General features: G+C 34.1%; 24 protein-coding genes and 2 pseudogenes. 5 read left to right on the top strand and 21 right to left on the bottom strand.

From position 1 onward, the window contains the following. Window positions 1–63: 63 nt before the first annotated feature. Window positions 64–657 (top strand): hypothetical protein, encoded by a 594-nt coding sequence (locus Q9B79_RS02830; protein ID WP_306182539.1) that lies wholly within the window; start codon window positions 64–66, stop codon window positions 655–657. A gap of 185 nt (window positions 658–842) precedes the next feature. On the opposite strand, the gene Q9B79_RS02825 is transcribed toward Q9B79_RS02830, so the two are convergent. From Q9B79_RS02825 to Q9B79_RS02815, 3 genes are all read right to left on the bottom strand, one after another. Then, a complete protein-coding gene (locus tag Q9B79_RS02825; RefSeq protein WP_306182538.1) occupies window positions 843–1412 on the bottom strand; it encodes a YwbE family protein in 570 nt (189 codons plus the stop codon). 438 nt (window positions 1413–1850) lie between these two features. Beyond that, window positions 1851–2237 (bottom strand): DUF1259 domain-containing protein, encoded by a 387-nt coding sequence (locus Q9B79_RS02820; protein ID WP_306183312.1) that lies wholly within the window; start codon window positions 2235–2237, stop codon window positions 1851–1853. A 296-nt stretch (window positions 2238–2533) separates the two neighbouring features. Further along, window positions 2534–2695, bottom strand: coding sequence for a hypothetical protein (locus Q9B79_RS02815; protein ID WP_029442740.1), 162 nt, complete (start codon window positions 2693–2695; stop codon window positions 2534–2536). Window positions 2696–3049: 354 nt separating this feature from the next. Between Q9B79_RS02815 and Q9B79_RS02810 the strand changes: the two genes are divergently transcribed. Together Q9B79_RS02810 and Q9B79_RS02805 are read left to right on the top strand one after the other, a co-directional pair. Next, window positions 3050–3406: a hypothetical protein gene (locus Q9B79_RS02810; RefSeq protein ID WP_242267947.1), complete on the top strand. Its 357-nt coding sequence runs from the start codon at window positions 3050–3052 to the stop codon at window positions 3404–3406. Between the two features lie 103 nt (window positions 3407–3509). Next, window positions 3510–3887: a hypothetical protein gene (locus Q9B79_RS02805; RefSeq protein WP_306182537.1), complete on the top strand. Its 378-nt coding sequence runs from the start codon at window positions 3510–3512 to the stop codon at window positions 3885–3887. A 284-nt stretch (window positions 3888–4171) separates the two neighbouring features. On the opposite strand, the gene Q9B79_RS02800 is transcribed toward Q9B79_RS02805, so the two are convergent. Further along, window positions 4172–4831, bottom strand: coding sequence for a protein kinase family protein (locus Q9B79_RS02800; protein ID WP_306182536.1), 660 nt, complete (start codon window positions 4829–4831; stop codon window positions 4172–4174). Window positions 4832–5281: 450 nt separating this feature from the next. Here Q9B79_RS02800 and Q9B79_RS02795 point away from each other — a divergent pair, with 450 nt between their 5' ends. Next, window positions 5282–5614 carry a DUF1904 family protein gene (locus Q9B79_RS02795; RefSeq protein WP_306182535.1) on the top strand — a complete coding sequence of 111 codons (333 nt, stop codon included), beginning with the start codon at window positions 5282–5284 and terminating at the stop codon, window positions 5612–5614. A 405-nt stretch (window positions 5615–6019) separates the two neighbouring features. Here the strand turns inward: Q9B79_RS02795 and Q9B79_RS02790 are convergent, their stop codons facing one another. The 6 genes and pseudogenes from Q9B79_RS02790 to Q9B79_RS02765 form a co-directional block, all read right to left on the bottom strand. Continuing rightward, window positions 6020–7306, bottom strand: a complete 1287-nt coding sequence (locus tag Q9B79_RS02790) for an ATP-grasp domain-containing protein (protein ID WP_306182534.1) — start codon at window positions 7304–7306, stop codon at window positions 6020–6022. Between the two features lie 5 nt (window positions 7307–7311). Continuing rightward, on the bottom strand, window positions 7312–8556 hold the full coding sequence (locus Q9B79_RS02785) for an MFS transporter (RefSeq protein ID WP_306182533.1): 1245 nt from the start codon (window positions 8554–8556) through the stop codon (window positions 7312–7314). Between the two features lie 592 nt (window positions 8557–9148). After that, window positions 9149–9778: a LysE family translocator gene (locus Q9B79_RS02780; RefSeq protein ID WP_306182532.1), complete on the bottom strand. Its 630-nt coding sequence runs from the start codon at window positions 9776–9778 to the stop codon at window positions 9149–9151. A gap of 209 nt (window positions 9779–9987) precedes the next feature. Further along, window positions 9988–10203, bottom strand: coding sequence for a hypothetical protein (locus Q9B79_RS02775; protein ID WP_098671258.1), 216 nt, complete (start codon window positions 10201–10203; stop codon window positions 9988–9990). A gap of 328 nt (window positions 10204–10531) precedes the next feature. Beyond that, window positions 10532–11977, bottom strand: coding sequence for a L,D-transpeptidase family protein (locus Q9B79_RS02770; protein WP_306182531.1), 1446 nt, complete (start codon window positions 11975–11977; stop codon window positions 10532–10534). A gap of 870 nt (window positions 11978–12847) precedes the next feature. Further along, a pseudogene (locus Q9B79_RS02765) lies at window positions 12848–13266 on the bottom strand (hypothetical protein). Between the two features lie 101 nt (window positions 13267–13367). Here Q9B79_RS02765 and Q9B79_RS02760 point away from each other — a divergent pair. After that, a complete protein-coding gene (locus tag Q9B79_RS02760) occupies window positions 13368–13637 on the top strand; it encodes a hypothetical protein (RefSeq protein ID WP_306182530.1) in 270 nt (89 codons plus the stop codon). Between the two features lie 187 nt (window positions 13638–13824). On the opposite strand, the gene cuyA is transcribed toward Q9B79_RS02760, so the two are convergent. The 11 genes and pseudogenes from cuyA to Q9B79_RS02705 form a co-directional block, all read right to left on the bottom strand. Beyond that, a complete protein-coding gene (cuyA, locus tag Q9B79_RS02755; RefSeq protein ID WP_306182529.1) occupies window positions 13825–14820 on the bottom strand; it encodes a D-cysteate sulfo-lyase in 996 nt (331 codons plus the stop codon). Between the two features lie 350 nt (window positions 14821–15170). Next, a complete protein-coding gene (locus Q9B79_RS02750; protein WP_306182528.1) occupies window positions 15171–16403 on the bottom strand; it encodes a DUF4073 domain-containing protein in 1233 nt (410 codons plus the stop codon). Between the two features lie 196 nt (window positions 16404–16599). Beyond that, window positions 16600–16954 (bottom strand): annotated as a pseudogene (locus tag Q9B79_RS02745) (penicillin-binding protein); the annotation flags it as partial. A gap of 334 nt (window positions 16955–17288) precedes the next feature. After that, window positions 17289–17582 carry a hypothetical protein gene (locus Q9B79_RS02740; RefSeq protein ID WP_000925448.1) on the bottom strand — a complete coding sequence of 98 codons (294 nt, stop codon included), beginning with the start codon at window positions 17580–17582 and terminating at the stop codon, window positions 17289–17291. A gap of 5 nt (window positions 17583–17587) precedes the next feature. Continuing rightward, window positions 17588–17788 carry a helix-turn-helix transcriptional regulator gene (locus Q9B79_RS02735; protein WP_000903048.1) on the bottom strand — a complete coding sequence of 67 codons (201 nt, stop codon included), beginning with the start codon at window positions 17786–17788 and terminating at the stop codon, window positions 17588–17590. A gap of 326 nt (window positions 17789–18114) precedes the next feature. Beyond that, window positions 18115–19260: a hypothetical protein gene (locus tag Q9B79_RS02730; protein ID WP_306182527.1), complete on the bottom strand. Its 1146-nt coding sequence runs from the start codon at window positions 19258–19260 to the stop codon at window positions 18115–18117. Beyond that, the gene (locus tag Q9B79_RS02725) at window positions 19257–20594 is read right to left on the bottom strand and encodes a F390 synthetase-related protein (RefSeq protein ID WP_306182526.1); all 1338 of its coding nucleotides are present in this window, start codon (window positions 20592–20594) and stop codon (window positions 19257–19259) included. The genes Q9B79_RS02730 and Q9B79_RS02725 overlap by 4 nt, the downstream gene beginning before the upstream one ends. Continuing rightward, on the bottom strand, window positions 20587–21438 hold the full coding sequence (locus tag Q9B79_RS02720; RefSeq protein WP_060631502.1) for an MBL fold metallo-hydrolase: 852 nt from the start codon (window positions 21436–21438) through the stop codon (window positions 20587–20589). The genes Q9B79_RS02725 and Q9B79_RS02720 overlap by 8 nt, the downstream gene beginning before the upstream one ends. Beyond that, complete coding sequence (locus Q9B79_RS02715) at window positions 21435–22421, bottom strand: NAD-dependent epimerase/dehydratase family protein (RefSeq protein ID WP_306182525.1); 987 nt, start codon at window positions 22419–22421, stop codon at window positions 21435–21437. Before Q9B79_RS02715 ends, Q9B79_RS02720 begins: the two co-directional genes overlap by 4 nt. Further along, the gene (locus tag Q9B79_RS02710; protein WP_306182524.1) at window positions 22418–23581 is read right to left on the bottom strand and encodes an ATP-grasp domain-containing protein; all 1164 of its coding nucleotides are present in this window, start codon (window positions 23579–23581) and stop codon (window positions 22418–22420) included. The genes Q9B79_RS02715 and Q9B79_RS02710 overlap by 4 nt, the downstream gene beginning before the upstream one ends. Continuing rightward, window positions 23571–24560: a beta-ketoacyl-ACP synthase III gene (locus tag Q9B79_RS02705; RefSeq protein WP_306182523.1), complete on the bottom strand. Its 990-nt coding sequence runs from the start codon at window positions 24558–24560 to the stop codon at window positions 23571–23573. Before Q9B79_RS02705 ends, Q9B79_RS02710 begins: the two co-directional genes overlap by 11 nt. Window positions 24561–24729: the final 169 nt, after the last annotated feature.

Genomic DNA, 24729 nt, shown 5'->3' with positions numbered 1-24729 from the left:
TAAAAAGGAATATTACATAGGCTAAGTCTAACATTACATTTTTAAAGTGAGGGGAATAAACTTATGTACCAATGTTGGTATTTGAATTTACAGGGCAACAGTGAGCAATATACGAACCAAATTGCAATTTCATCATTATATTTACAGCCCCAAATCACTAAGGCTGAGGGAATGAATGATTTGAAGATTCCTAAGAATTGGAGTTGTCGAGGCTATCCATTTGGTTGGGATTCGCCAGCCTATTATACGGGTTTCAATCCTCAAACTCCTCCCTTCTCTTTAGGTCAGCCAATCCATTATGCAGGGATGATGCCACAAGGACATCCCGCTAATTGGACGCCATTACAAGGCCATGTAGGTAATTTCCAAAAACCTCCCTTACCCTGGGCCCAACCATTCAATCATGCAGGGATGTTCGCACAAGGTCATCTCGCCGCTTTACTATCGCCACCAGCTAAAGCTTTTAAATTTAATACCAATAATAACTGGGGTGTTTTTGGAAATCCTCCAGGATGGGGAGGACAGGTAAGTCCTATGGGATGGGGGAATAACGGTCAGCCAGGAATGTTTGGAAACTTACTTACATTAGGAAAAGGCACCATGAATGGAATCGGAATGCTTAGTAGTCTAATCGGTATGGGGAAGTTCTTCTTTTAGTTCATTAGAACGGAAGGATAGATCCATAACTCAAACATGCCCCTCAATGTATGTATTGTATGGTTCCAGTACTCCCTCCAAGTTCGTTTCCCTTCCTTATCAAATGATAAAAAACCGATTCCTTTACGAAAGAACCGGTTTTTTGTAGTGTTTATTTCTTTGAAAAGTAGTCAAATCTTTTTTCACTAATTAACACTTTGAACACGGCCAATTTGTCCATCCTGTAATCGAACTTTAATGCCATATGTATGTGTTTCACTATGTGTCAAAATGTCTTTTACAACGCCACTTACAGTTTTACTATAATCATTATCTAATTGAATAACTACATGTGAACCAACTGAAATTTGTGATCTTGTTGGTTTCCCACCAGTTACTTGTGTTGTTTTTTCTTGTTTTTGTGTTCTCTCTTGCTGTATTGACTGTTGTTGCTGCGTCTTCTGCTCTTGTTGTTTACGTTTTTCTTCTACTCTTTGCTGCTCTTCTTGCTTACGCTTCTCTTCTTCTGCTCTTTGTTGCTCTTCTTGCTTACGCTTCTCTTCTTCTGCTCTTTGTTGCTCTTCTTGCTTACGCTTCTCTTCTTCTGCTCTTTGTTGCTCTTCTTGCTTACGTTTTTCTTCCTCCGCTACTTTTTTATCTTCATCTATTTTTTGCTCATCTGATGCTACTTTTACTTTTTCTTCATCACCTTTACAAGCACTTAAAGCCATTACACACAAGCTCATAAGTACACATAATAACAATTTCTTTAACATTTAAAAATCCTCCTATATATACATTACAAATCAATAACTTTCATAGCATAACAAAAGTATATGTATTTCTTTGTCACAATTTGTCGTATATATGTAATTTCTACTAAAAGACTGACTCTATAATAAAGTAAAACTTTAATCAGCGGGGGTTTTGTTCATCCCCCACTGATTATTAGTTGAACCAATCGGGCATTTACGGGCAATTAATCTCCCACCTGACTTCTTTGCTCCAGCCGAATTTTAAGGCGGGAATCTTACTGCCCGTTAATGCGGGATAAAAGCGAAGATTATTATATCGATTCGTGCACAGAAATTACGTTCGTTTGCTAGTCAATTAGACTTAATTAATGAAACAAAAGGAAAAACATTCATCTTATGCATAAAAGGATCTTTCGATTGAAGATCCTTTTCTATTGCACATTTAACTAAAAAAATCGGTTAACTACATAACGCTCTTCTAACTTTCCTTGCAAAACTTAGCGGATCATCAACATCTTCAATATTAACGTAAATCAAATTTGGATCATCACATAACCACTCATTGTGTATAGACGAAACGATTATTCCTTGTTTAATAATTGTAGCAACAAATCCATTGACTTCCTTCTGCAAGAGCGCTATACGTCCTAGACATAATGCTCGTCCAGTTTTATTATCTCGTGATTCAAACGAGAAAGAAGTTGTTACTCTAAAACGTTTTCCTAAAATAGTTGCTTGTATTTCATCCCGATTTATTGTTGCCACACATTTCCCACCGGCGAATCCTTCTTGACCACCGATAATTCTTGCAAACTGTTGACAAATTAATTCATCATTAAACGCCATATCTTGAATCATCCCCCCTTTTACTGTTAGGTTATGAATGAATACTTAAGTCTGAAACGGTAATGAATCTATACTATTACAAAAAAGATTATCGGAATCTAACGAAGTCTATTATATGGTAAGGCATTTTTAAAAAGCATAAAAAAACACCCTAAGGTGCCATACTCCAACTCGAGAATCATATCTATGTATGGAGAAATTTAGAAAAGAGAAGGTTCTAACTATAATTTATAAAGCTATTATGCCATGTATTACATACATATTTCCTTATTTACCGGAAGCAGAATCCGGTTATATTACTTTCTAATCAGTCTCGTTAAAGCCATCCCAAGAAATCCAGCTCCCATTCCTATTAGCCATCCTGTTTGGGCATTCCCTAACATAGACCCTACTCCTCCGCCAAGAAACATGCAGCCAACGAATACTAATCCTCCAATTCCCCAATTCGGCCGTTCCATAGTCAATCACATCCCTTCCATAAAACATATGCGATTAACTAGCCCAACTTTCTTGCATAGGATGGTTAATTGTGTTGCTTAATTTTATTCAAAAGATGCGATGATTGGCCAATTTGAATGAATTGCGGGAGGAGAATTTCATTTTTTCATATTAAATAACTTAAGAGTGTGTTTCACAATTTATGACTCACCCCACCGCTATCCAGCTCAGATAAGAAAGCAAAAACGAAAATTATATGCATCATTGACTACTGTTAATGAGACGTTTCGTTAACCTCACATGAAGACCCTATTCATCCAAATTTACACAAAGTTGTCCTGCTGATGGTACAATTAAAATCATGGAGGGATATTATGGGGATTTTTTTTGTAATAACACTACTTCTTATAAACGGCACTGCAATATTCTTATTTTTCTTGTCTGTTTCACCAAAAATCAAGGCTAAAAACCTATCTTCAATAATGATCTGTTTAGGGATAAATTTAATCATAAGTCCAGCGGCTTTTCTTATAGGTGGGATAGCTGATTATGCAGGTGTGGCGGCTAATTATGGAGCTTATTTTGCGGGTGAGTCGGCAACAGCCCCTCCTCTAGTTAGTCGTGCACTTTATTTTTTTGGAGGATTTCTCTTTATTCAGGGAATACCGCTGCTCATACTACTTGCAGCTTTTTGGAAGTTTGCTAGAGCAAAGAAAATAAAACAAGTATAGAAGGATGAGTGGATGCTTTTTAGAGTAGGGATCCGCTTTTTTCTTTCTACCAATAATAGGATTTAATGTCATATAATAGAGTTATCATTAGAAAACTGTGAGGATGATTACGTTGATAAAATTTGTAATTAGTTATGCTGCAAGTCTGTTTGCTTTTATTTTTGGATGGTTCTTGATTTCATATATTTCTCATCCTAGCTTTATTCACCCGAACGTTGTACTAGAATTCATTAAAACGATCTTCACTTATGGTAGTATACCAGCTCTTATAGCTTGTCTAATCGGGGAAGTGTTATACAGGAAAATCAAGCGATGTAGAGAATTTCAATTTGGAATCCCTGTATTTATAGGACAAGCAGTTCTCTATACAATTATACCATTTCTTGTTCTTTTTCCTTTTAATTTTTCGCATTTCTTTGACTTCGTTGCACCTGTAATTATGGGGTCCTTAGCTTTTTATTTTGTACGTCGAAAAATATAATTAACTTCAAGAGTGTAGCAAATAGAATCCGGAGTAGTAAAACCACACTGTATAACCATACAGAGCTCAAATAACGCATCAATTCTTGCGAAATAAACAAGAAAAAGAATAGAAGGTTTGAGGAAGAAAATAAGTAATTGCGTGAAAAAAGAAAGGTAAAGCTTACTGATTACTTCATGATGTTATAAAAGTAGGACCGTACATATTAGACATATCTAAAATGTACGGTCCTTTTGTTTACTAGTGGTTCACCTATCTAACCTAAAGATAAGTATGTGGTCCTTTTACAAATTGAATTTCATTTTAAGCTTCTTATATTTTCTATACGAATGTCTAACAATGTTTAACATAAAATATGGTATTTTAATAGGGAAAGGAAATTTATAAATAAGAGGCAAATAAAATGTAAAATATGCCTTTTCTAGGTCTCTCCACTTACTATCTTCTTTTGTTTTTAAGAAGTCAGATACATCGACTACATACCCTCTTCCGTTTTCCATCATCACATTTTTCCCGTGAACGTCACAAGGAGTTAATCCTTGTTCTCTTGCATACTCTAAAGCTTCATTAATATCAAGAATCACCTGCTTAGGAATTTTAATCCCCTTATGAATAGCATCGTATAAGGTAATTTCTTTTAACCGTTTCAATACTATGAAATTTTCTCCTTTATATATAAGCTTCGAATAAGAAGGATGGTTTCCGATTCTTCGGTATACTTCTGACTCTTTTTCAATTCCTTCTCCTTCTCGCGCGTAAACTTTCACTACCCAATCTTTGTATTCTTGATGCATAAATACTGCGGCATAATTACCCATCCCTAAACACTTCCAAAGTCTAGGAATATCTTGAACTACTACAGGCTCGAATTCATCCTCACTTCTTATGCTTACCTCTTTTAATAATTCATCCTTTATCAATCCCACAAAACTGTTTATACTCATCATTTCCACTCCGGTTTTGCTAAAAGGGGGCCCACCCACATTTTAACGAAAATATACAATAAGTGAATTTTAGCATAAAACGAGTCATCTTTTTCTTAAAATAAAAAGATGACTCGTTTTATTTGAACTGTTGAATACTTAATATCTATTCCAATATTCATAGTTAAAAACCTTACAGCATAAAAATATTTCCAACTATTTACGTATTTTCATTTTTTCAGAGGCAACCGTATAAGAGCTTTTCTTAGTGCAAGTTCTCTTTGTTCATTGCATAAGTATAACTTAACTTTTCATCTGGATCGGTAAAACAGGATGAACCTCGGTGCTGTACAAAACACAAAATTATCGTTCTTAAAAATGTCATTGAAATATACCAATAGATGTTAGTGCAGTAAAATAAATTGTGTTATGATGTGAGCAAATATAAAGCTATCTAACGGAGGGATTCATATGCCACATGTTGTATTTCGTGGAATTACTACTGAACAATTAAAACGCATAAGCAAGCCATTAGTAGAAGAGCTCGCAGAGATTTGTGAGTGTGGTACGGATAATTTTACGTTCGAACTACCAAGTTCTACGTTTGTATTCAATGGAGAAGAAATAGAAGCGTTTCCTCTTATTGAAGTGAAATGGTTCGAGCGTGGACAGGAAATTCGTGATCGATTTGCCAAGGCCATTACTACATATGTAAAGGATTTTGGAATTCCAGAAGTAGAGGTTGTATTTACGGTTTTCACAGAATCAGCGTATTATATTAACGGGAAGCATTGTGCAAGTTAAAGCTATTTGAAAGATTTTTGTACGGTTTATAAGGGGTAGAGCCACATTGCCATCAAGCTAAGAAAAGCGAATATCCAAACACAAAAAATGAACTTTATTTTCATAAACAACTAACTGTGAAGAGACAAATTTTTTGTTTTGGGGGCATCAAACTATTAGCTTGATGGACATGGGGTACCGCCACGAAAAAAAAACACGCTAGGCATATTTCAATACAAAAAAGCCGAGTTTTATCCCACTAAGGATAAAATTCGGCTAATTGTAATTACCATTGAAGGACTCGTTATATAAACTTGCCATTTTCATCGAAAAATATAGCTTTAGCTAATACATTAGCCTCACTCTTATCCAATTGTTGATTAACATACACATGTGTTTTAAATTGTCCTTTATTATATGGACCAGTCATTTTCTACATTTCTTTTTACATATATTTTTTAAAGAAGGTTTCCATTCTGATAAATCCTGATAAACAAACGTTATATTGTCACATATTTTCTCTGCAACTTCATACATATGTTCTAAATCATTAGCCGTAAATAATATACTCCCCTTACGTTGAGTACTGTCTACAATAGTTGGTATGATATCGCCCTCTTTTACTAATAGATCAATTAATACGATCTCGGATGTGTTAGCTAACTCTTTATACTTGATTTCTTTTATGCAACCTGGCTTTGGAATCAGACTTAAAGACATAGCTTGACATTTTGAAGGTACACATCTAAATTCATCTAAAGTCTCAGTAGCTAACGCCTCATAATAGTATCCGAATTGAGATATACCGGTTGTTAGTTCCACCATCTTCCAGATGTTGCCGCCACCTATTCTAACTTGAGACTCTATGATTATTGGCTTATTATGTTTATCTACCTTTATTTCTGTATGAGTAATGCCATTTTCCATTTGCATGTCGTCCAAAAATAACATTACTTTTTCCATAATTAACTGTTTTTGAGATTCATCTAAAGGTGCCGGCATAATCGTATAGTTTATTATAAATGTATCTTCTTCAAATACTTCAGCTGATATAGCTAATATAGAATGTTTTTTGTTATAAGTAACGGTTTCAACCGTATAAACTACATCACCTTCAATGTACTCTTCCGCTAAAACAGGTAGTTGAATTCCATTTTCTTCGATAAATATCCCTACGTCATCACCCTTGTCTAGCTTACATACACCTTTACCACCTGCCCCAATCGGCGGCTTTATTATAACACTATCTTTTTTGTTCAAAAATTCATTAATGTCTTCAATGTTATTGCAAACTATCGAATCTATCGAAAAGTCTTTATCTGCTAGAATTTCACGCATCATATCTTTATTTCGGGTTATCATATTAGCATTATAAGAAGACCCTTTAACATTAAAAATCTTTGCAATTATGCAAGCCGTATCTAATGCTGTTTCGTTGAAAGATACAACCACATCAAAAGGTTTCTCTTTAAATAATACTTCAGCATAGTATATAGACAAAGGTATGTTTGTTGTGTCTATTTCTTTTTTATAGAAACATTTTTCTAAGATAGCCCCATCAAAATATATGTGTTTAGCGTAAGATCCTATATACGAAACAGTATATCCACTGTCTAATGCATCTTGTATAGGCTTTGTCCATCCCGCTATAAATAAAATGTGTGGTTTATTTTCTATGTCAGTTCCTTTTAATACCTTATGCATCATAATCATCTCCTCTAAAATGAACTCGTATATTCAATGTCAGTTCCTTTTGATACACCTCGTCTTAACAACGCCACTAAACACAATGTTGTTCCGAAACCTCCTATAAATAAAGTAGTTTGGAGCCCAAATATAGAAATTAAAAATGCACTAGCAAAACTTCCTAATGCCCAAGCTCCCCAATTAAGCGTGCGCTGTACAGCATTTACTCGGCCTAGCATATGATTTGGTGAGACAAGTTGTCGTATAGTTGCAGCGTAAGGGCCAAATACACCTTCCCCCATACCATGTATGATACTTGCGGCTACTATACCGTAAACTGATCCCATATATCCCATTATCGGTATAAAAGCCAAACCGGTAACTGATACAGTAGCGCTATAAATAAGCATTTTTGTATTATTAATTTGTTGACTTTTTTTCATGAGAACCGTATTACCTATTAAAAATCCCACTGCTGCTGAGCCTACAACAAACCCTATTTCAATTTCAGATAGCCCCATTACCTTATAAAGGAATATTACTAAAATGCTATTTAATATGTATTTAAAAAAACCGTAAACAGCACCACACGTTACAATCGGCTCCAATATAGGGTGTTTTTTGAAATATATCAAACCTTCATGTATATTTTGGTATATGGATTTTAAATTTACATCTTTTAAAGAACCTTCTGTATGCGGTTTAAACTTTGAGATGAATAATACAAATATAAAACAAACAAAATACGTTACTGCATCAACAGTGAATGAGCCTGTCAATCCAACTAAAGTAATGACGATTCCAGCTAGCATAGGACCAATTACTATAGAAAGAGACTCCGAAAGTGCTAGTTGAGCATTTCCTTTTTTTAACTGATCTTTATCTGTTACTATTTCTGGTAAGAAAGAAGGAATGGCGATGTTGTAAAATGTGGTGAATATTCCATTTAAAAACATGATAAATACCAATAAGGGGAACGTTATAATATTTGTTACAGTCATTATAAATACTGATAAAAACAATACTCCTTGACATATACTACAAATTAGCAAGACATTTTTCCTACGAAAAATGTCTATTAAAGCACCGGCTACTAACCCGAAAATTAGGTACGGGACGAATATAACCCCACGAAGCATAGCAGCATTCGCCTCACTTATTTGTAGTACCTCTAATGCAAAAAGTGGCAAAGCCACTATTGTGAACTGAGTACCTAGCAAACTTATAGACTGTCCTAGCCAAAGCTTATGAAAATTAAAATGTTTGCTATCTTTCATAATATCCCCCCCGTTAAATCCATCTTTATAAATTATTAAATTTACGATATAAGTCAGAGCAGGCAAAACCTATCTTTCAACTAATGTCTGTACCACATAAAATTTGAAACCTAATATAACAACGATTTTAGTTTCAAAATGAAGAATTGATGTTTACTATTAGGACCCAAAAGCTTTCTGACTAATGAAAAAATCAAATTCCGAAAAATATTTCGAACTCATTTTCCAATCGTATGTCACCTTGAATCACCTCCAGCATCAGTATAACCTTGAAGGCACGCTGTTGTACGTATTTTGGAATGTAACAGCAAGATAACGAAGTTACGATGAAAAACTGAACGAATTTAACCTTGTCATTGGAGGACACATATAATACATCACAATTGATTAAAAATAGATCTTGCACGATGAAATAAAGTGAAACTTTAATCATCCCTCACCAAGCGGGCTTTTACGGGCAGTTGATGTGGGATAAATTTTTAATAAAACAAAAAGCCCCTTCCAATTTTGAAGGGACTTGTTAGTATATAGAAATTAGCTTACATCCGAGGTAACATCTCTTGAATGGGGGGCATTTTTATATGATTCAGGTTTATTGTGGAGCCTTCGTTTGAAGCAATTTTAACCCCATACCAATAAAAATGATTCCTGTTACTTTATTTAGAATCATTCCTACCTTTTGATTTCCTCTTAATTTTTTCGTGACATATGAAGAGAAAAAAGCAACAAATAAACACCATAATAGTCCAGTTACTGTAAAAGTAATTCCTAAAATGATAAAAGGCATAGGACCTGAAGCCTTTGTATCTATAAATTGCGGAAGAAACGCAATAAAGAATAAAGAGACTTTGGGATTTGTAAGACTTGTTAAAAGTCCTTGTAAGTATATCTTTCCAATGTTCAATTTATTGGATGAGGCTTGAAAAACTACATTGGTCTTATCAAGTATCATTTTCATTCCTAAATATACGAGATAAATAACACCTATAACCTTAATGGTGTTAAATAACACAATGGATTTTGTAAGTATAATAGATAAACCAAAAGCAACCAATAACGTATGAACTAAAGAACCAGTAATAATACCAAAAACAGAATACACACCTGCTTTTCTACCTTGCGAAATACTTCTCCCCACAATATACATAGTGTCTGCACCAGGAATTAGATTTAGTAGAATCCCTGTTAATAAAAACACTTCATAATTAATAATACCGTACATTCTAGCACCCCTATCTATTTTTTTGGTGCCCTTATTGATATTAAATGAAATAAAAGAAAAAGAACAGTGTTTTCTATTTATTCAATAAAATTATCACATTTTTGATTTATAACCAGTAAAACTGATGGCGTGTATCATTTGTATCGCGGTTCCAAAACTCACTATTGAATAAATAAAACCCCAGAAATCCAAAGGTCTCTGGGGCTTCATTATATATTTAGCTCTTTTTGCTTTTTGTTTTGTTTATGTCTATACAACAATTTTCGGCTTATGAGAGAAATCAGTAATAAGACCAGTATTAGTACGAAAAGTTGCATAAATGATAAATCAAAATATTTAGCACCTGTGACGATTAACAATGTAGAAATCGTACCTTTTACAATGAAAAAAATAATAATCCATAATCCGCCTTTTTTCCAGTTCATTTTTATATTCCCTTTCCTACGTTTTAATTCTTAAATGGGACACTTATTAGCAATCTATTATATGAATAAAAAGTCATGTCTAATTAAATGCAATGATTCCATAATAAGTGAAAATGATATTCAATGTCAATTTTATTGACTTTTGGAATACCTGTTACTTCATCTCAACCTCTTCTTACTTTGTTTCTTATAAGCAATGAACTCTTGTTTTCAAATAAAAACACCTCCATTGAATTTACATACTTCTATGCAAATTCAAGAGGTGTTTTTTCCTATACCATCAAGTAAGATTTCTCGCTTTATTTATTTCTTGATACGTAGCTATATTTTAGTACACAATAACTGGATCATACGTGTTCAAACTATCATACACAGTTTTTGCAACGTTAGGCATAAGGTTTACACACCCACCAGATCCCCCTGTTAAATAGGCATTATTTCCCCAGTCTTTTCGCCAACCGGCATCATGGAATCCTTGACCGCTATTTGTGAATGGAACCCAGTAATCTACTTTCACTGCATAATCAGCTTTCCCTACTGCGTTTCCTCTCAGCGTGTATGGAGTTCGTTTATATAATACGTACCATACACCTGGTGATGTATCTTCACCCGTGCTATGTTTACCCGTTACTACATTTGTTGTGACAACTAATTTCCCATCTTTATAAATCCAAATTTGTTGATCTGCAATGGATACTTCTGCATATGTGTCTCCGATGCCATTATTCGATGTTGTTTTATAACCGATCCCTTCCTTCTCCCAACCATTCCCGTGAATATTAGAAGCAGCAATCGATTTTTCGCCTTTCTCAAAGGCTTGTTGAACTTGTTTTGTTTCTTTTTCCACATCTAGTGCCCAGCCGTATCCTTGTCCCTTGACTGAAATAACTGAGCCAGAATGTGTTTTAAAAGCGAAGTCTTTATGTAATGTAGATTTTGCCTTATTAATTTCAGCAACTTTATTCTTAATGTCGCTCGCATCGATTGTTACTTTCATATCCTTTGACATAGTAGCATTTTGAATTAAATCTTTTGCTTTTAATGAATACATTTCATCCTGCACTTTATAATCAACAGACTGCGTCAGAAGATTTTGTAATGCTTTCTCTTCTTTTTTAATAATTGGATCATCTTCTTTAATAGGCTGTATGTATGCAGACTTTAGATGAATTTCGCTTTTATGCTTCTGTTTATCGTAATCTTTTAATAGATTCGTTACGTCATACTGTTTTCCATCAACGCTCTTCGAAATAACAACTTTTCCTTGTTCAAGCTTCGCCATAGCATCTTGAGGCGCTTTTAATTTTTCATTCATAGAAACAAGCTTTTCTTCTACAAGTTTTTTCATCGTTTCACTACGATACTGATCTACTTCTTTCGGCAGCAAGGAATAATCTTTTTCCTTTGCAGAAGGGAAAAATGTCCACTGGCTTTTTAATAGTTTCTTAACTTGTGGCAAATCTTTTTCCGTCAGTTCCGTTTTTGTATCTTGTTCATCTAAAATTTCTTGTTGATCAATATAGACTTTATTTGCTAGCCCAGACGTTTTTAATTTCTGTATTGCCTGATCAGCGCTCAAACCACCAACATTTGTATCGTTAATTGTAACATTTGAATTGAAGTGAGTTGCTTGATAATAACTCAATCCCCCAATAAGTAGTGCAATTACACCGCCACCCACAGCGATTAGCTTCCAGTTTGTAAAACGTTTTTTTGATCTTACCCGTTTGTTCTCAACTTCTTCAACAGATTCATTTACTGAATTATTGTTCATCAATCTTTCCCCCGTATACATAAACGTCAATTGATTTTAAACCAAAACCATTGAATAGTGTACCTTATTTCCCCTGAAATTTCATTGTTTTTTCCAGATTTCATCTCATTTAATCTATTAAAGTTAGATTTTTTAATAAAAAGATATATAAACATGGTAGATAAAGTGAAAAAAGACCACGCCAATCGAGTTATTACGTGCCTCCGCATTTCCCGAATTTTGAAGGGTGATATTTAACTTAGTAAAATAATTATTAGAAGGTTCAAGTTAAAGGCAGGCAACATAGAATGCCTCCTATTTATGAAAAATATCCATAAAAAGGTTCTACATGTAGACTCTTTTTGGTGAATATTTTATTAATTTAAATGCGAACTATGCTTCCCGCTTTTCACCAGGTTTCACAAGCTCTACTATTGGCCTAACTAATTTCACCTTATAATCTTTATCATCAACAATCTTAAGATTCTTTAAACTATTATATATGTTTGTACCACGCTTTATTAATACGTTTAATCTTTACAGGTATTGAAGTTTTAGACTCATCCTTTGTTGCAATCCTATTATTAGAACATCCTGCTATAGTGAGACAGCATGTAACCAATAAAACTAATACTATTAACTTCTTCAAATAGCCACTCCTATATAAGCGAAATATTATATTAAGAAAATTAAACATAACATCGAATCTTTATAAAAACAATATATTTCCTAGCTCTATTATCCATTGGCAGATTCATGCACATCAAGTCAATTTCCATTTTATCCGATTCTCAATATTTATTCCAATATAAATATATAGTTATTATTGTTGAAAACTAATTATCTCTCAAAATGAAAAATACGAACTGAATTTCTATAACCCATATACGTTTATTCAGCTAACCTCTCCCCTGTAACAATCCGCAACAAAGTCGCTGCATGTTTTCCTTCTAATTGAGCGTACTGATTATCCCCCGAGATGATTTCCGCTTTATCCTTATTAGGGCTTACCCAAATTTGATACAACACAGCTTTCGCCTCTATTTTCGGATTTTTAAATTGAAAAATAAAGTGATAATCAGCTGAACGAGACATTTCCACTATTTTATTTTCAAAATTAGTATCGTTTAATATTTTTTTACTTGCAACACTTCGTTATTATCTGTAACTTCCCTCAAAACTTCATATTTATCATCTACATGTTTTTGCACTTTGATTGTTTGATCTTCATTTCCTACTGTATTTGAACAGCCGGTTATTATGAATATGCAGATGCAAATAAAAACAAGAAACCAATTTCTAACTCTCATATAAATACCCTCTTTTCAATACAAAATATTTTAATTTGTAAAATAAAGGTAATCAATTTAAACTTAGAAATATAAACAGTAAAGAGGAAGGAGTGCGGTACATGCAGGTAAAAACATACACTTGGAAGAGTTATACGTTTCTCATTGTAAGTATATTCGTTACTATTAATCTCTTTCTCTTCACACCTATTTTAGACAGAGTTGGGGTAGAATATGTTGTGCCTTTCGCCTACTTCATATTAGCTTCCGCTATTATAGCGATCATATTAGCAGTCCTCTCTTTTTATAGCCGATCTGAGAAGAAAATGTTAGCCATTATCGGTTTATGTTTTACTCTATGTAACACAGCAATCATTTTATTTTTCCTTTAGTTTGGTTACCATTTCACTTAAGTGAAATACAAATAAATCCCATACGCCACAAATGAAATTAGTAAACTAGAAATGCCGAGTACCGTGTATATAATCCATTGTAAGGTTGAACTCATATACTTCCCCCTCACCCTAATAATTCCATTATATAACAAAAAAGCACTGGATACCCAATGCTTTTTTACACTTACGCAAATAAAGATGTATTCGCATATAAAGCTGGTGAACCACCTGAATGTACGAATAAAATGTTGTCTTCTTTATTAAATGTACCTTTTTTAATTAAGTCGATTAGTCCCGCTACTGCTTTACCTGTATACACTGGATCGAGTAAAATACCTTCTGTTTTCGCAAGTAATTGAACTGCTTCCACCATTTCTGGCGTTGGTAAAGCGTAACCTGGTCCTACATATTCATCAAAGCATGTAACAGCTTCGCGTGAGATAAAGTTCGGAATACCAACGTGAGCTGCCGTTTCCTCTACAAGTTTTGCTACTTTCTCTTCTTGTTCTGCTTTTCCTCTACTTACGTTAATTCCGATTACAGGAATGTTACTTTGTGTTCCAGAAAAACCAGTAATTAAACCAGCGTGCATACCGCCGCTACCGCTTACGCAAACGACTGAACTGAAATCAATTCCTTGATCAAATGATTGTGTCATTATTTCTTGCGCACAAGCAACGTATCCCATTGCACCAGTAGGATTTGATCCACCAACTGGTATTACATATGGTGTATTACCTTTTTCACTAACTTCTTTCGCGACTTTATGCATCTCTTCCATAAGATCTGCTCCGTTCGGTACAACAATTACATTTTCAGCACCTAGTAAATGATATAAGAAATAGTTTCCGTTAAAGTCTCGCTTCTCTTCTGGCTCAAGCCCTTCTTCTAATACAAGAATACATTTCATTTTTTCTTTTACGGCAGCTGCAAGTGTTAGACGGCAATGGTTTGACTGAATACCACCAGCTGTAATTAACGTATCCGCACCTTTTGCCTGTGCAGCCGCAACTAGAAACTCTAACTTTCTTGTCTTATTACCACCAGCTGTTAAACCAAGTAAATCATCTCGTTTAAAATAAATAGTCGGCCCGCCAAGTGCCTCAGAAAAATTGTTTAATTTTTCAATTGGTGTATATGACTCTGTATATTTTTTTCTCGGAAATTTAGCTAAATTCATGAATAACGCTCCTTTTGTACTTCTTTCACAATGTATGTAACGATACTATTATTACACGTAAAAATGATGAAGTCATCTTTCTGGTGGAAAAATGTATTGAAATTCGGTTTGGTGAATGGAATTGTATTAAAGGTTTTATCTTCAATACGGTACATGAAATTATAATAATGATTTTAACCATATTACGGTATATGAAATTTATATCGACGGTTTTTCAAATATATCGTTCATAACTTGAAATATATCAACGATTTTTTCAATATATCGACGATTCGACAGAACATATCGACTTACTGACAAAAACGACATCATAAAAAGACCCACTCATTAAAAAGTAGGCCATCTTCCAATCACTTATTTGTCGAAAATTGAAGTAGCTGCGTTAATCCTGGTTCTAAATTCATTTCGCCTTTATGTCGTACGTATACAATTTTGTCCCCATCAAATTTTGGTGGATTCCCTGGATTATACGAATTCCACTCACTTGATCCTTCTATAGAGTACTCCATATACTCCGTTGCACCGACGATTATATTTTTACTATCATCTGCCGTTACATTTGGTGCCATTTGTGCGGCCTTCGCATCACTAATTAATAGTTTCTTTATATCCTTATCACGTTTATAATCGTAAGCTGTTACAATTACATCATTACCGTATGCTTTCACTTGTAGACCTTGTTTAAACGAATAGCCATCAGGAGCAGTCTTCTCTCCACCATTTGGTCCGGCTGACATCCAGCCCGTTTCAATTCCGCCCGTATTTACAACAGTAAATCCTTTTTCATCTCCGCCTGCAATTTTCTTTTTACCAGCCCAATCTGGTAAGTTTAAATCCCAATGCGTGTGACTCGTGAAGAAAACAACTTGCGGATAGTCTTTTAATATATCGTATAACTTATCGACGTTTAAATAATCTTGTAAGTACGGTGATTGTCTCGATCCAGATACTGTATCAGGTAAAACGTGATGAGAGAAAATGAAGATTGGCTTATTTTTATCTTTTTGACTATATTCTTCTAAATTTTGTTTTAACCAACCTAGTTGCTCATCACTCATAAATACTTCATCCCACATTTTTGAATCATGGTATTTCATATATTTTTCAGTTCCTAAAAATAAAAGCGGATAACCGTCTAATTCTTTTTTATGATATACCTTTTCTTGCCCGCTAAATTGCAAGTAGCGGTTGAATAGCGTTTCTTCCGTTACACCATTTGGCCATGTACTTTGAGATAGCTTCCCATCAGCTGTCCATTTACCAGCATAAAATTCATGATTCCCAACAGTTGACCATACATTCTCTGGATGCTTATTTTTGTTTAGTACGCGCTTTACATCATCGTATTGTGACTGCTGTCCAGTTGGCGTTATATCCCCATTCATAATAAGCGCTCTAGAAAGTGGTGTCACTTTGTTCATATCTTTTAACACATGATCAAAGTCTCCTAAATCCCCTTGAATATCACTAATAACGTTAAAAGTTGTAGCTGATTTTCGAACTTGCTCTTTCCCTTCCGCATGTGCTGAAAACGTCGGCAATAATGCCGCCATAACTGCTAACGAAGCAACTGTCTTTTTCATACAAATTCTCCCCTTAATAATAAAATGTATAAACTGACATGTTTTGTTTTCTCTTAGGTGCTTGTCCACTTCACATTATAAGGAGGGATTGTAAAGATAGATGACGTTAAAAGTTAATTGTTTTTTAAGAGATTTTGTCGTTTTTTGCAAACCACAATTAGCGATTCACGCCAATCTAGCTTTCTAGCCTTTAACATTACATACATGTAAATTTTGATGTTAAATCTTTTATTTTCATACGTTGTTTTTTATTACTTCTAATTTCCGGGAAAAATCCACTAATTAATAATGTTATAATCCATACCAATAAAATTTATTGTATTACCGGAATTCAAGCTGAAAACTCTCCACAAATAGGCAACACAAAAAACGAGGATAGCAGTAATAATAAGTAAAAATGTACTAACTACTAATCCGATGTAGGATTTCTTCTCTTGCTTAAAAATGAAAGTTCTTCTACCTTTGTACAATCTAATTACAAATAGTAGCAAATATATACTAAGTATAGCTCCAATAACAATTGATGTAATGGAATTACTTTTTCTCTGCTCACAATGAATTTCATCAACAAGATGATATAAGGTTATATTGATTGTTTAAATTAAAGCCCTTAAAGTACTAGTTTGTTTAATTAAATAGAGATATTTCACACTTAAAAAATTGATAATAGAAAAGGTGGATTTTAGTTTTAATTAGAATTTGAACAAAGTATTGCTACAAATATTTATTCTATAAAAAGAAGAACCCCACACATTTTGATTAAAATGTGTGGGGTTCTTTTGGCTTCCTTAAATTTTTATGAAAAAGATTGATTATTTTATGTAGCTTACTAAAAAACATTTTGTTTAATCAACTAACAGAACAAGATTAAACACTTAACTCGTATTAGTAATTTTTACTGTTTCTGTTGATAAATATAAAAATACTGCCTAACACACTTAATGAAAGTGCAAAATATAATAACAAGTCAGGTAGAAATTTCAAAGGAATAATATCAATTAATTGTAAAACAATAATAGCAAGGATACCCAAATATAGAATATTGTACAAAACATTATTTGTTTTATATAGAATTTCTCTTCCTCGTTCGTCATTTGCTTCATCACTTGATTGAAATTTTATTACATACATCTTACTTATCACTATTAAACCAAATAATAAAATTTTTAACAACAACATATGTATCACTCCTCTAGATAATCAAATACGTCGGTTAACGGCTTTTCAAATGCATTTGCGATTTTAAAGGCAAGAATTAGAGAAGGGTTATATTTATTCTTTTCAAGAGTAGCGATAGTTTGACGACTAACTCCCACTCTTGTTGCCAGTTCTTCTTGGGTCCAACCTTTTTCTGCTCGACAAACTACAATTTTATTATGCAACAATAGTAACACCTCTTTAGATAATTGTAATTTATTTTTTACAAATTGTAAATTATTTCTTGCAATATATTTTAAAAATTAAAAATCCTCATAAAAAAGGACATAAAGATTTCTCTCCATGCCTACTAATCTTCTACTCCTTTACTATATGTACATAATGCGCTGTTTCAAAAACTTAATAAAAAAGAGAACTACTCTTCAAGCACTTCTCTCTTTCATCCAAACGATACATATAAAAAAATACACTATATTAACTCTATAACGTAGGTATTGCAGCTACACTTAAATAAAGAGTTCCAAGTAACAAGCAGTCATAAAAGTCTTTTTGTTTAAAAGCGATGTTTTTTTGCCATCGGTTCTATATATGTATTTAATATCCACATTAATACTTTCCATACCTTTTGTTGGCTAGGTGGTAGATGATCGTTATATACATAACTGTATTCGATTTGCTGTGTTGCACCACGATTTCGTTTGAACTCTCCAGCCCCAGCACTACAATGGCAAATTAAATCCTTTTCGATAGAATCCATTGTAATAAGGAGGGAAAGTATACGGTATAAACCTTGTTGCTGGTCAGAGTTTGTATTATAGCCAAGAATCGGCGTTGTCATAACTCCATCCCTTATAAAATAAGCAATAACACCATCAATTGTATCCCCTTTTTTTATGGCCTTTATCTCAAATAAACGATGCTGAAGAGCATTCCATAAATAAGCGGGTGTAAACATTGGGTTATGTGCAGAATATTTTTCGATATATAGTTGGTTGTATAAATCAGAAATTTGTAAAATATCCTCCTTTGTTAATTCTTCATTTGTAATGATTTCATAATTGCTTTTCTCTAATAAACTTTTATCGTTTAATAAGTCTTTTCGTTTTTTCCGATTCATTTTTTTGTAGTGTTTCGGATCAAATAAGTATATAGAACGAGACATAATTTTCTTGTAACCTACTGTAGATAGCGCTTCTGTCGTTACGGGATATAATTCGTTATTTAAAGAGCGAAATAGAATGGTATGCTCTGGAAATTTCTCAACAAGTAGATTCGTAATTTGTTCGATTTGTTGCTCGTTGATAGAGTGATAAAGGTTCGTTGAAAGCATCCAATTATTTACAACAATTACTCTATTCAAATTCGTTCGTCGTAACCAACTTCCCATAAGATGAATTGGATAGGTTAATAGCTTCTCTAGCCATGGTTTTTTCAACTCCCATAGCTCTTCTAACGCATAAGATACGTAATGTGTATAAGGAGAACATACATATGAATTTTCGAACTCTGCGTTATTAAGAGTAACTGGCAAGATGAGATCATCAATTTCTAATAGAAAGAGCTGCGTGTTAACATTTTCAATAAATGCTGTAACGCCCTTTTGAAACAGTGGCAGAAAACTGTCCCGTACATATGCTCCATCTTTTTTGGATTCCCAATCAATGCTATGCAAAGAATGAACATCATGTAGCTGAATCATTTATGTTCACCAAGCCTTACAAGACTTTCTATTCTTTTTAATTTTTTATCATATACTTGAATATCGTAATGCGAAAAGAAGAACTGTGGTATCGCACACTTTTTAGTAGCCCACAGTGTATGCAATTCTTGCCTTACCTTTGATTGACATAATTCGAGATTTTCAGGTAGTGCTTTAAGTTTAATTTCAATTTTGTCTATGCTATGTTGTATCACTTTAAATTCTTGAATGTCACTGGATGCAAACAAAATTGCTCTTCTAATGAAATCAGGAAAAATAGATATTTCTTTATTATCCAATTCACTTATTCCAATAAATATATCGTCGCATCGACCGTCAATTCGTTCTAATGCTAAGAAAGGTGAGCCGCAGCTGCACGGCGTTTTTTTCTCAATTAATATGTCATTGAGACGATAGCGTATAATCGGCTGTGTTTTCCTCATGAAATCAGTAATAATAGGAACGAATATCCCCTTCTCTTGATCTAAGTATTCTTTTTCAATATGAACGAGATCTTCATTCATGTGTAACGTCCCTTCCTTGCAGGTGGTAGCAAGAAAACCTTCTGTACATTGGTAAACTTGGTGTACTGTCTGCTTGAAAGTTGCACAAATAAACTCTCTATCAATATCTTCAAGCACTTCTGCTACAGAGATAATTTTTTGGGGACAAATCGTAATGAGCCCTTCTTGCTGCCAGTAAACGATTTTCCGTAACATAGACGGAGGTGCAATTAAAATAGATGGCTGTATTTCATTTAATCGCGTGATATGCTGTTGAAACGAATCTAGTAAATCAAAAAAATGAAATGAGATTCGCTTATTTTTTGTCGCTTCGTATAAATTGCTATTTGCACGTAAGAAAAAAGCAATCGTGTGTTTATGTAGAATGCTAGAAGGAAGCACCTTTCCAATAATCGAGCCAGCCCATAACGTTTGTTCTTCCTCGGAAACGAGAAAAACCCCACGATTTCCGCTAGTTCCTGATGATAAACCAACAGTTATATTGCGAATGGTTGGTGAGAAATTCCGGGTCTTTTCTGCTTCAAATGCTACATGAAACGCTTCTTCCTTTGAAATATGAACTGTATTTAATGTATCAAAATGTTCCATCATTACTTCTTTATCAATAATAGGGAGTGCAGACAAATTCCCCTTTTGAATTTCACGTAAAAACGGCGTATATAACTGGCGATAAAAAGGAGACGCCTCTATTGTGAACAAAAGTTGTTTTTCTATTTGTCGTTTATGAAACTGTTCCAACTGTTCACGATTTGAAAATCTCGAGCCATATTTTGTTTTCAAGTATTGCTTGAGAATTCGAAGTTTATTCATAGTACACCCCTGCTTTAATTTTATCCCATGTATGTTCACAATGAGTTGGTACAATTTCAATCTCAGGTGATGTTTGTGATAAATGGTGTAACTTCTCAATATTCTTTCGGTAAGATTTTGGATCGCTCGTTAAAAGATTGGCAATCTTACTAGGAAATACAAGGTTTTGATACGTTTTACTTAGCCAAACTGCGTCTGCACAAAGAAAGACAATTTTATTACTCTGTAAATGAACGAATAGACCAAATTGTCCCGTTGCATGTCCTGTTAAGTCAACGGCAAATAATGAGCCATCCTCAAATACATCATACCCCTCCTCAAACTTTCCATATGTAGAAGGTAAGTTAAGGGATGGAGTTTGATCAATGAATGACATTCTTTTCTCTAAATCCATCGGCAGTGTATCTTTTAGACACCCCTTTAATAGAGCACCAAATTTACTTCTCTTTTTAATATCCTCATAAGCTTTTGCGAAGGTTAGTATTTTCGCTTTTGGAAAGTCAGGTAAACCAGCAGTATGATCGCCATGAAAATGAGAAAGAATAATATATTTAATTTCTTCTGGCTGAATACCATCAAGAAGAAGTTGCTGTTTAATAGATTGCTCTTCCGTAAAATGAACAGGCGTAAGTTTTGCATATACAGAGTAAGGAAATTTTTTTGTCGCCTCTTTAAAATGTCCCGCATACCCAGTATCAAATAAAATATATCCTAATTCTGGATGCTCAAGTAACCCTACTGTAGCAGGAAAGCATATTTGTTTCCAACTGCCCTTGGAGTATGCAATTTTTTCTGGATGTGTGCAATATCCTGTATCATATAGCTTTAAAGATTTGATTTTCATTGTATTTTCCACCAGTCTACAAATTTTGTAATTCCTTCTTCTATACTGATTTTTGGAGCATATCCTAGTTCTTCTTTAGCTTTATCAATATTTAATGTCTGGCTTTTTGAAAGGACACTAACGGTATATTTTGTGAGAATAGGTTCTTTTCCGAATAAAATAGTTTTTGAGATTCCTTCTAGTATAGCAGCTAGTGAAAATGCGGTTTTGTAGGAAATTTTTTTATATTTTACTTCCTTATCAAGACGCTTCATTACATTTTCTATGACTTCATATAAATTTACACGCTCGTCATTTGTTATATTGTACTTTTGCCCTAATGTATGTTTTGGGGAATGCATACAAAGAAGTAAAGCATCTACCACATTCTCAACATACGTAATATCTACAAGAACATCTTCAGTACCAATTCTCGGTAAAGCACCCTTTTCACATACTTTAATAAGACGCGGAAGAATCGCATTATCTCCTGGTCCGAATAAAGCGCGCGGGCGTATTGTGATAACTGGTAAACCATGCATGAAAGCTTGATCGATAGCTTGTTCAGCCATGTGCTTCGTTTTTGCATAATGATTTACAAATGTATCAGGAAGTTTCGCGTTTTCTACTACATTTTGTCGTTCATCATAATAGAAATAAATACTTGGTGTTGATACGTGGATCAAGCGTTTTATACTGTACTTTTGACATCCCTCGATAATATGTTTCGTTCCTAACACATTCGCATTATAAAAATCTTCATACTTGCCCCAAGGTGAAGAAAGTGCGCCGCTATGAAAGATATAATCTTTATCTTTACAAACTTGTAGCACACGATCCCTGTCTTCAAGAGGACAATGAACAAACTCGATTCCATTTTGTTCTAATACCTTACCAATTGTTTTATTTCTTCCCGTTGCGGTTACTTCATAGCCCATATTCTTCAGTCGAAAGGCGAGTTTTTGTCCTAGAAAGCCCGTTCCACCAGTTACTAGCATTTTCATAAATCTTCACCATCCCACGATATGTCATATGTTGTTTGCTCTAAAATAGTCCGTTCATTTTTATAACTTTCACGCCATAATTTATACATGCTAAAAAACTGATAGAAAAATGGTTTCCAATCATTGTGACGATAAACGATGTCTGGATAAGAGCATAGAACTTTTAACCATCGCTTACGTTTTGGTTTACTTTTTAAATAAGCAGATCCATATAAAAGCATCGCTAACCGAATTGCGCACTCCGAATTTTCTTTTGGAATAAGTGTATTGTTTACTGTTTCATGAAAGAAAGCGGGCAATATTTCCTCATCGAATAAATGTAATCCACTTGTAGTACGTGGATTACACTCAATCGGAATCGCATCTCCATCCTCTGTAACGATAAAATCAAAAGCAATTTGCCCTGAGAAATCTAGCTCTTTTACAATATGTCTCACAAACTGATTAATTTTAGGATGATTCATATGCTGAAACGCAATGGTAGCACCTAAGCCTGCAGTAAATTCCGTTTTATACGTAGAGTGCGCTAACACTTCCCCAGATTGTGCGATACTGTAAGAACAATGCTGCGTCCCTCGTATAAACTCTTGCATAATATAATTCGACTTATCTATCACGCTTTCTTTTAAAGCATCCTCTTTTGTAATAAATTCCACTTTATCAGAAAAACGGGAGAAAATCGGCTTTCTTACAAAAAGAGTATGAGCTGATGTTTTGTGCATCATTGAACTTATCGCTTCTTCATTATTTATTCTATATGTTGCAGGTACTTGCCACCCTAAATTCGCTACGAACTGAATAAATTCCCACTTATTATGCAGTAATGAAAGTTTTTGAAAATCATCTACTACCACATGGCAAAATGCACTTAATTCTTCTCTATATTTAGATATGTAAAACACTTCTTCACAAGTAGGAATAAGCAAATCCACATTGTGTCGTTGAATAATGGATAGTAGCGCACGGATACTTTCATTTGTTTTCCATTTTGGAGAAGGAATTTCGTAAAAATAATCCGTACTCTTTGAAACTTTACTTAATGGATACGGAATACTATCTGCAATAATAACGGTATGTCCGGCGTTATGAAACAGTCTGCATAAATGCAAAGTTGCTGGTGCACGTCCCCCTGTAATTAATACTGTTTTCCTAGTATTCAAGAAGGATGCCCCCGATAGAAAGTCCTGCAGAAGTACCTAGTAATAGTATTTTATTTCCACGTTGCACTTTCTTTTGCTTAATCGCTTCGAAAAGAGCGACTGGAATAGATGCGGAAATCATATTACCGTAGTCTTCAAAAATGGTCATAAAGCGCTCTTCATCAACCCCTAGTTTTTTACGAATGAGTCTCATAGCTGGCCCACTCGCTTGGTGAGGAACAATTAAATCAATATCGGCCAGGGAATAACCAGTATCCATAAGTAGCTTGTCGATAAACTTCAACAAATACTTAGAAGATAGTTTAAAAATGGCTCTTCCATTCATATCGAACAAGAAGTCATCTTTTCGTTCCTCACTATACTCGCGAGGATGAATCATCGTTCCACCTCCACGAATTTCTGATAAATGCGCACCAGAGCTATACGTTTCCATATGGGAAGCAATAATAGAAGATGTATGATCGCCTTTTGTTATAACAACAGCTGCCGCACCGTCACCAAATAAAATGCTGCTTTCATTTTGGCCCCAATTTAATCCAACAGAAGAAATTTCAGAAGAAATAATAACAACATTTTTGTATCTCCCGCATTCAATTGCGTACGAAATTGTATCAAGTGCTGTTATGAAACTCAAACATGTTGAGTTAATATCAAAACATGGAATACCAGAATGTTGTAGCCCGAGCTGTTCTTGAATAAGTGATGCTGTAGAAGGAATCGCCTGTTGAATCGTTCCGCTTCCGCAAATAATACAATCGATATCATCCCATGTTAACTTCGCATCTTCTACAGCTTTTTTTGCAGCTTCCGCCCCCATATAAGAAGACGTCTCCCCATCAACAAAATATCTTGTTTTTACCCCAGCTTTTTTTAATGTCCAGCCTTCTGGCACTTGTAGCATACGATCTATTTCAAAAGATTCTACCTTTCTTTTCGGAAGATATGTACCAATTCCTTTTATACTAATATATCTTTTCATTTTCTATCGCCTCTTAATCTTTTTATAAATTTAAAAATTCCGTCATATCTAAATACTGTTGTGGATAAATACAGATTTTTTTGTGAAATCCTGCTATCCCATTATGTACATCTAATCCTACTTCTCTTCAAAAAAGAGCCAGTTCTCTACTTGAGAACTGGCTCTTTTC

The sequence above is a fragment of the Bacillus sp. MHSD_36 genome, from assembly GCF_030757775.1.
GTDB lineage: Bacteria > Bacillota > Bacilli > Bacillales > Bacillaceae_G > Bacillus_A.
This window is presented reverse-complemented; position numbering and strand designations above follow the sequence as displayed.

Bases quoted from the DNA above. Each gene is read 5' to 3' on its own strand.
- Q9B79_RS02715 (WP_306182525.1), bottom strand. From the start codon at position 22,421: ATGAAAATGCTAGTAACTGGTGGAACGGGCTTTCTAGGACAAAAACTC.
- Q9B79_RS02730 (WP_306182527.1), bottom strand. From the start codon at position 19,260: ATGATTCAGCTACATGATGTTCATTCTTTGCATAGCATTGATTGGGAA.
- Q9B79_RS02750 (WP_306182528.1), bottom strand. From the start codon at position 16,403: ATGAAAAAGACAGTTGCTTCGTTAGCAGTTATGGCGGCATTATTGCCG.
- Q9B79_RS02795 (WP_306182535.1), top strand. From the start codon at position 5,282: ATGCCACATGTTGTATTTCGTGGAATTACTACTGAACAATTAAAACGC.
- Q9B79_RS02790 (WP_306182534.1), bottom strand. From the start codon at position 7,306: ATGATTATGATGCATAAGGTATTAAAAGGAACTGACATAGAAAATAAA.
- Q9B79_RS02725 (WP_306182526.1), bottom strand. From the start codon at position 20,594: ATGAATAAACTTCGAATTCTCAAGCAATACTTGAAAACAAAATATGGC.
- Q9B79_RS02810 (WP_242267947.1), top strand. From the start codon at position 3,050: ATGGGGATTTTTTTTGTAATAACACTACTTCTTATAAACGGCACTGCA.
- Q9B79_RS02740 (WP_000925448.1), bottom strand. From the start codon at position 17,582: ATGTTGTTGTTAAAAATTTTATTATTTGGTTTAATAGTGATAAGTAAG.
- Q9B79_RS02825 (WP_306182538.1), bottom strand. From the start codon at position 1,412: ATGTTAAAGAAATTGTTATTATGTGTACTTATGAGCTTGTGTGTAATG.
- Q9B79_RS02800 (WP_306182536.1), bottom strand. From the start codon at position 4,831: ATGAGTATAAACAGTTTTGTGGGATTGATAAAGGATGAATTATTAAAA.
- Q9B79_RS02830 (WP_306182539.1), top strand. From the start codon at position 64: ATGTACCAATGTTGGTATTTGAATTTACAGGGCAACAGTGAGCAATAT.
- Q9B79_RS02705 (WP_306182523.1), bottom strand. From the start codon at position 24,560: ATGAAAAGATATATTAGTATAAAAGGAATTGGTACATATCTTCCGAAA.
- Q9B79_RS02720 (WP_060631502.1), bottom strand. From the start codon at position 21,438: ATGAAAATCAAATCTTTAAAGCTATATGATACAGGATATTGCACACAT.
- Q9B79_RS02760 (WP_306182530.1), top strand. From the start codon at position 13,368: ATGCAGGTAAAAACATACACTTGGAAGAGTTATACGTTTCTCATTGTA.
- Q9B79_RS02805 (WP_306182537.1), top strand. From the start codon at position 3,510: ATGATTACGTTGATAAAATTTGTAATTAGTTATGCTGCAAGTCTGTTT.
- Q9B79_RS02815 (WP_029442740.1), bottom strand. From the start codon at position 2,695: ATGGAACGGCCGAATTGGGGAATTGGAGGATTAGTATTCGTTGGCTGC.
- Q9B79_RS02780 (WP_306182532.1), bottom strand. From the start codon at position 9,778: ATGTACGGTATTATTAATTATGAAGTGTTTTTATTAACAGGGATTCTA.
- Q9B79_RS02775 (WP_098671258.1), bottom strand. From the start codon at position 10,203: ATGAACTGGAAAAAAGGCGGATTATGGATTATTATTTTTTTCATTGTA.
- Q9B79_RS02770 (WP_306182531.1), bottom strand. From the start codon at position 11,977: ATGAACAATAATTCAGTAAATGAATCTGTTGAAGAAGTTGAGAACAAA.
- cuyA (WP_306182529.1), bottom strand. From the start codon at position 14,820: ATGAATTTAGCTAAATTTCCGAGAAAAAAATATACAGAGTCATATACA.
- Q9B79_RS02785 (WP_306182533.1), bottom strand. From the start codon at position 8,556: ATGAAAGATAGCAAACATTTTAATTTTCATAAGCTTTGGCTAGGACAG.
- Q9B79_RS02820 (WP_306183312.1), bottom strand. From the start codon at position 2,237: ATGGCGTTTAATGATGAATTAATTTGTCAACAGTTTGCAAGAATTATC.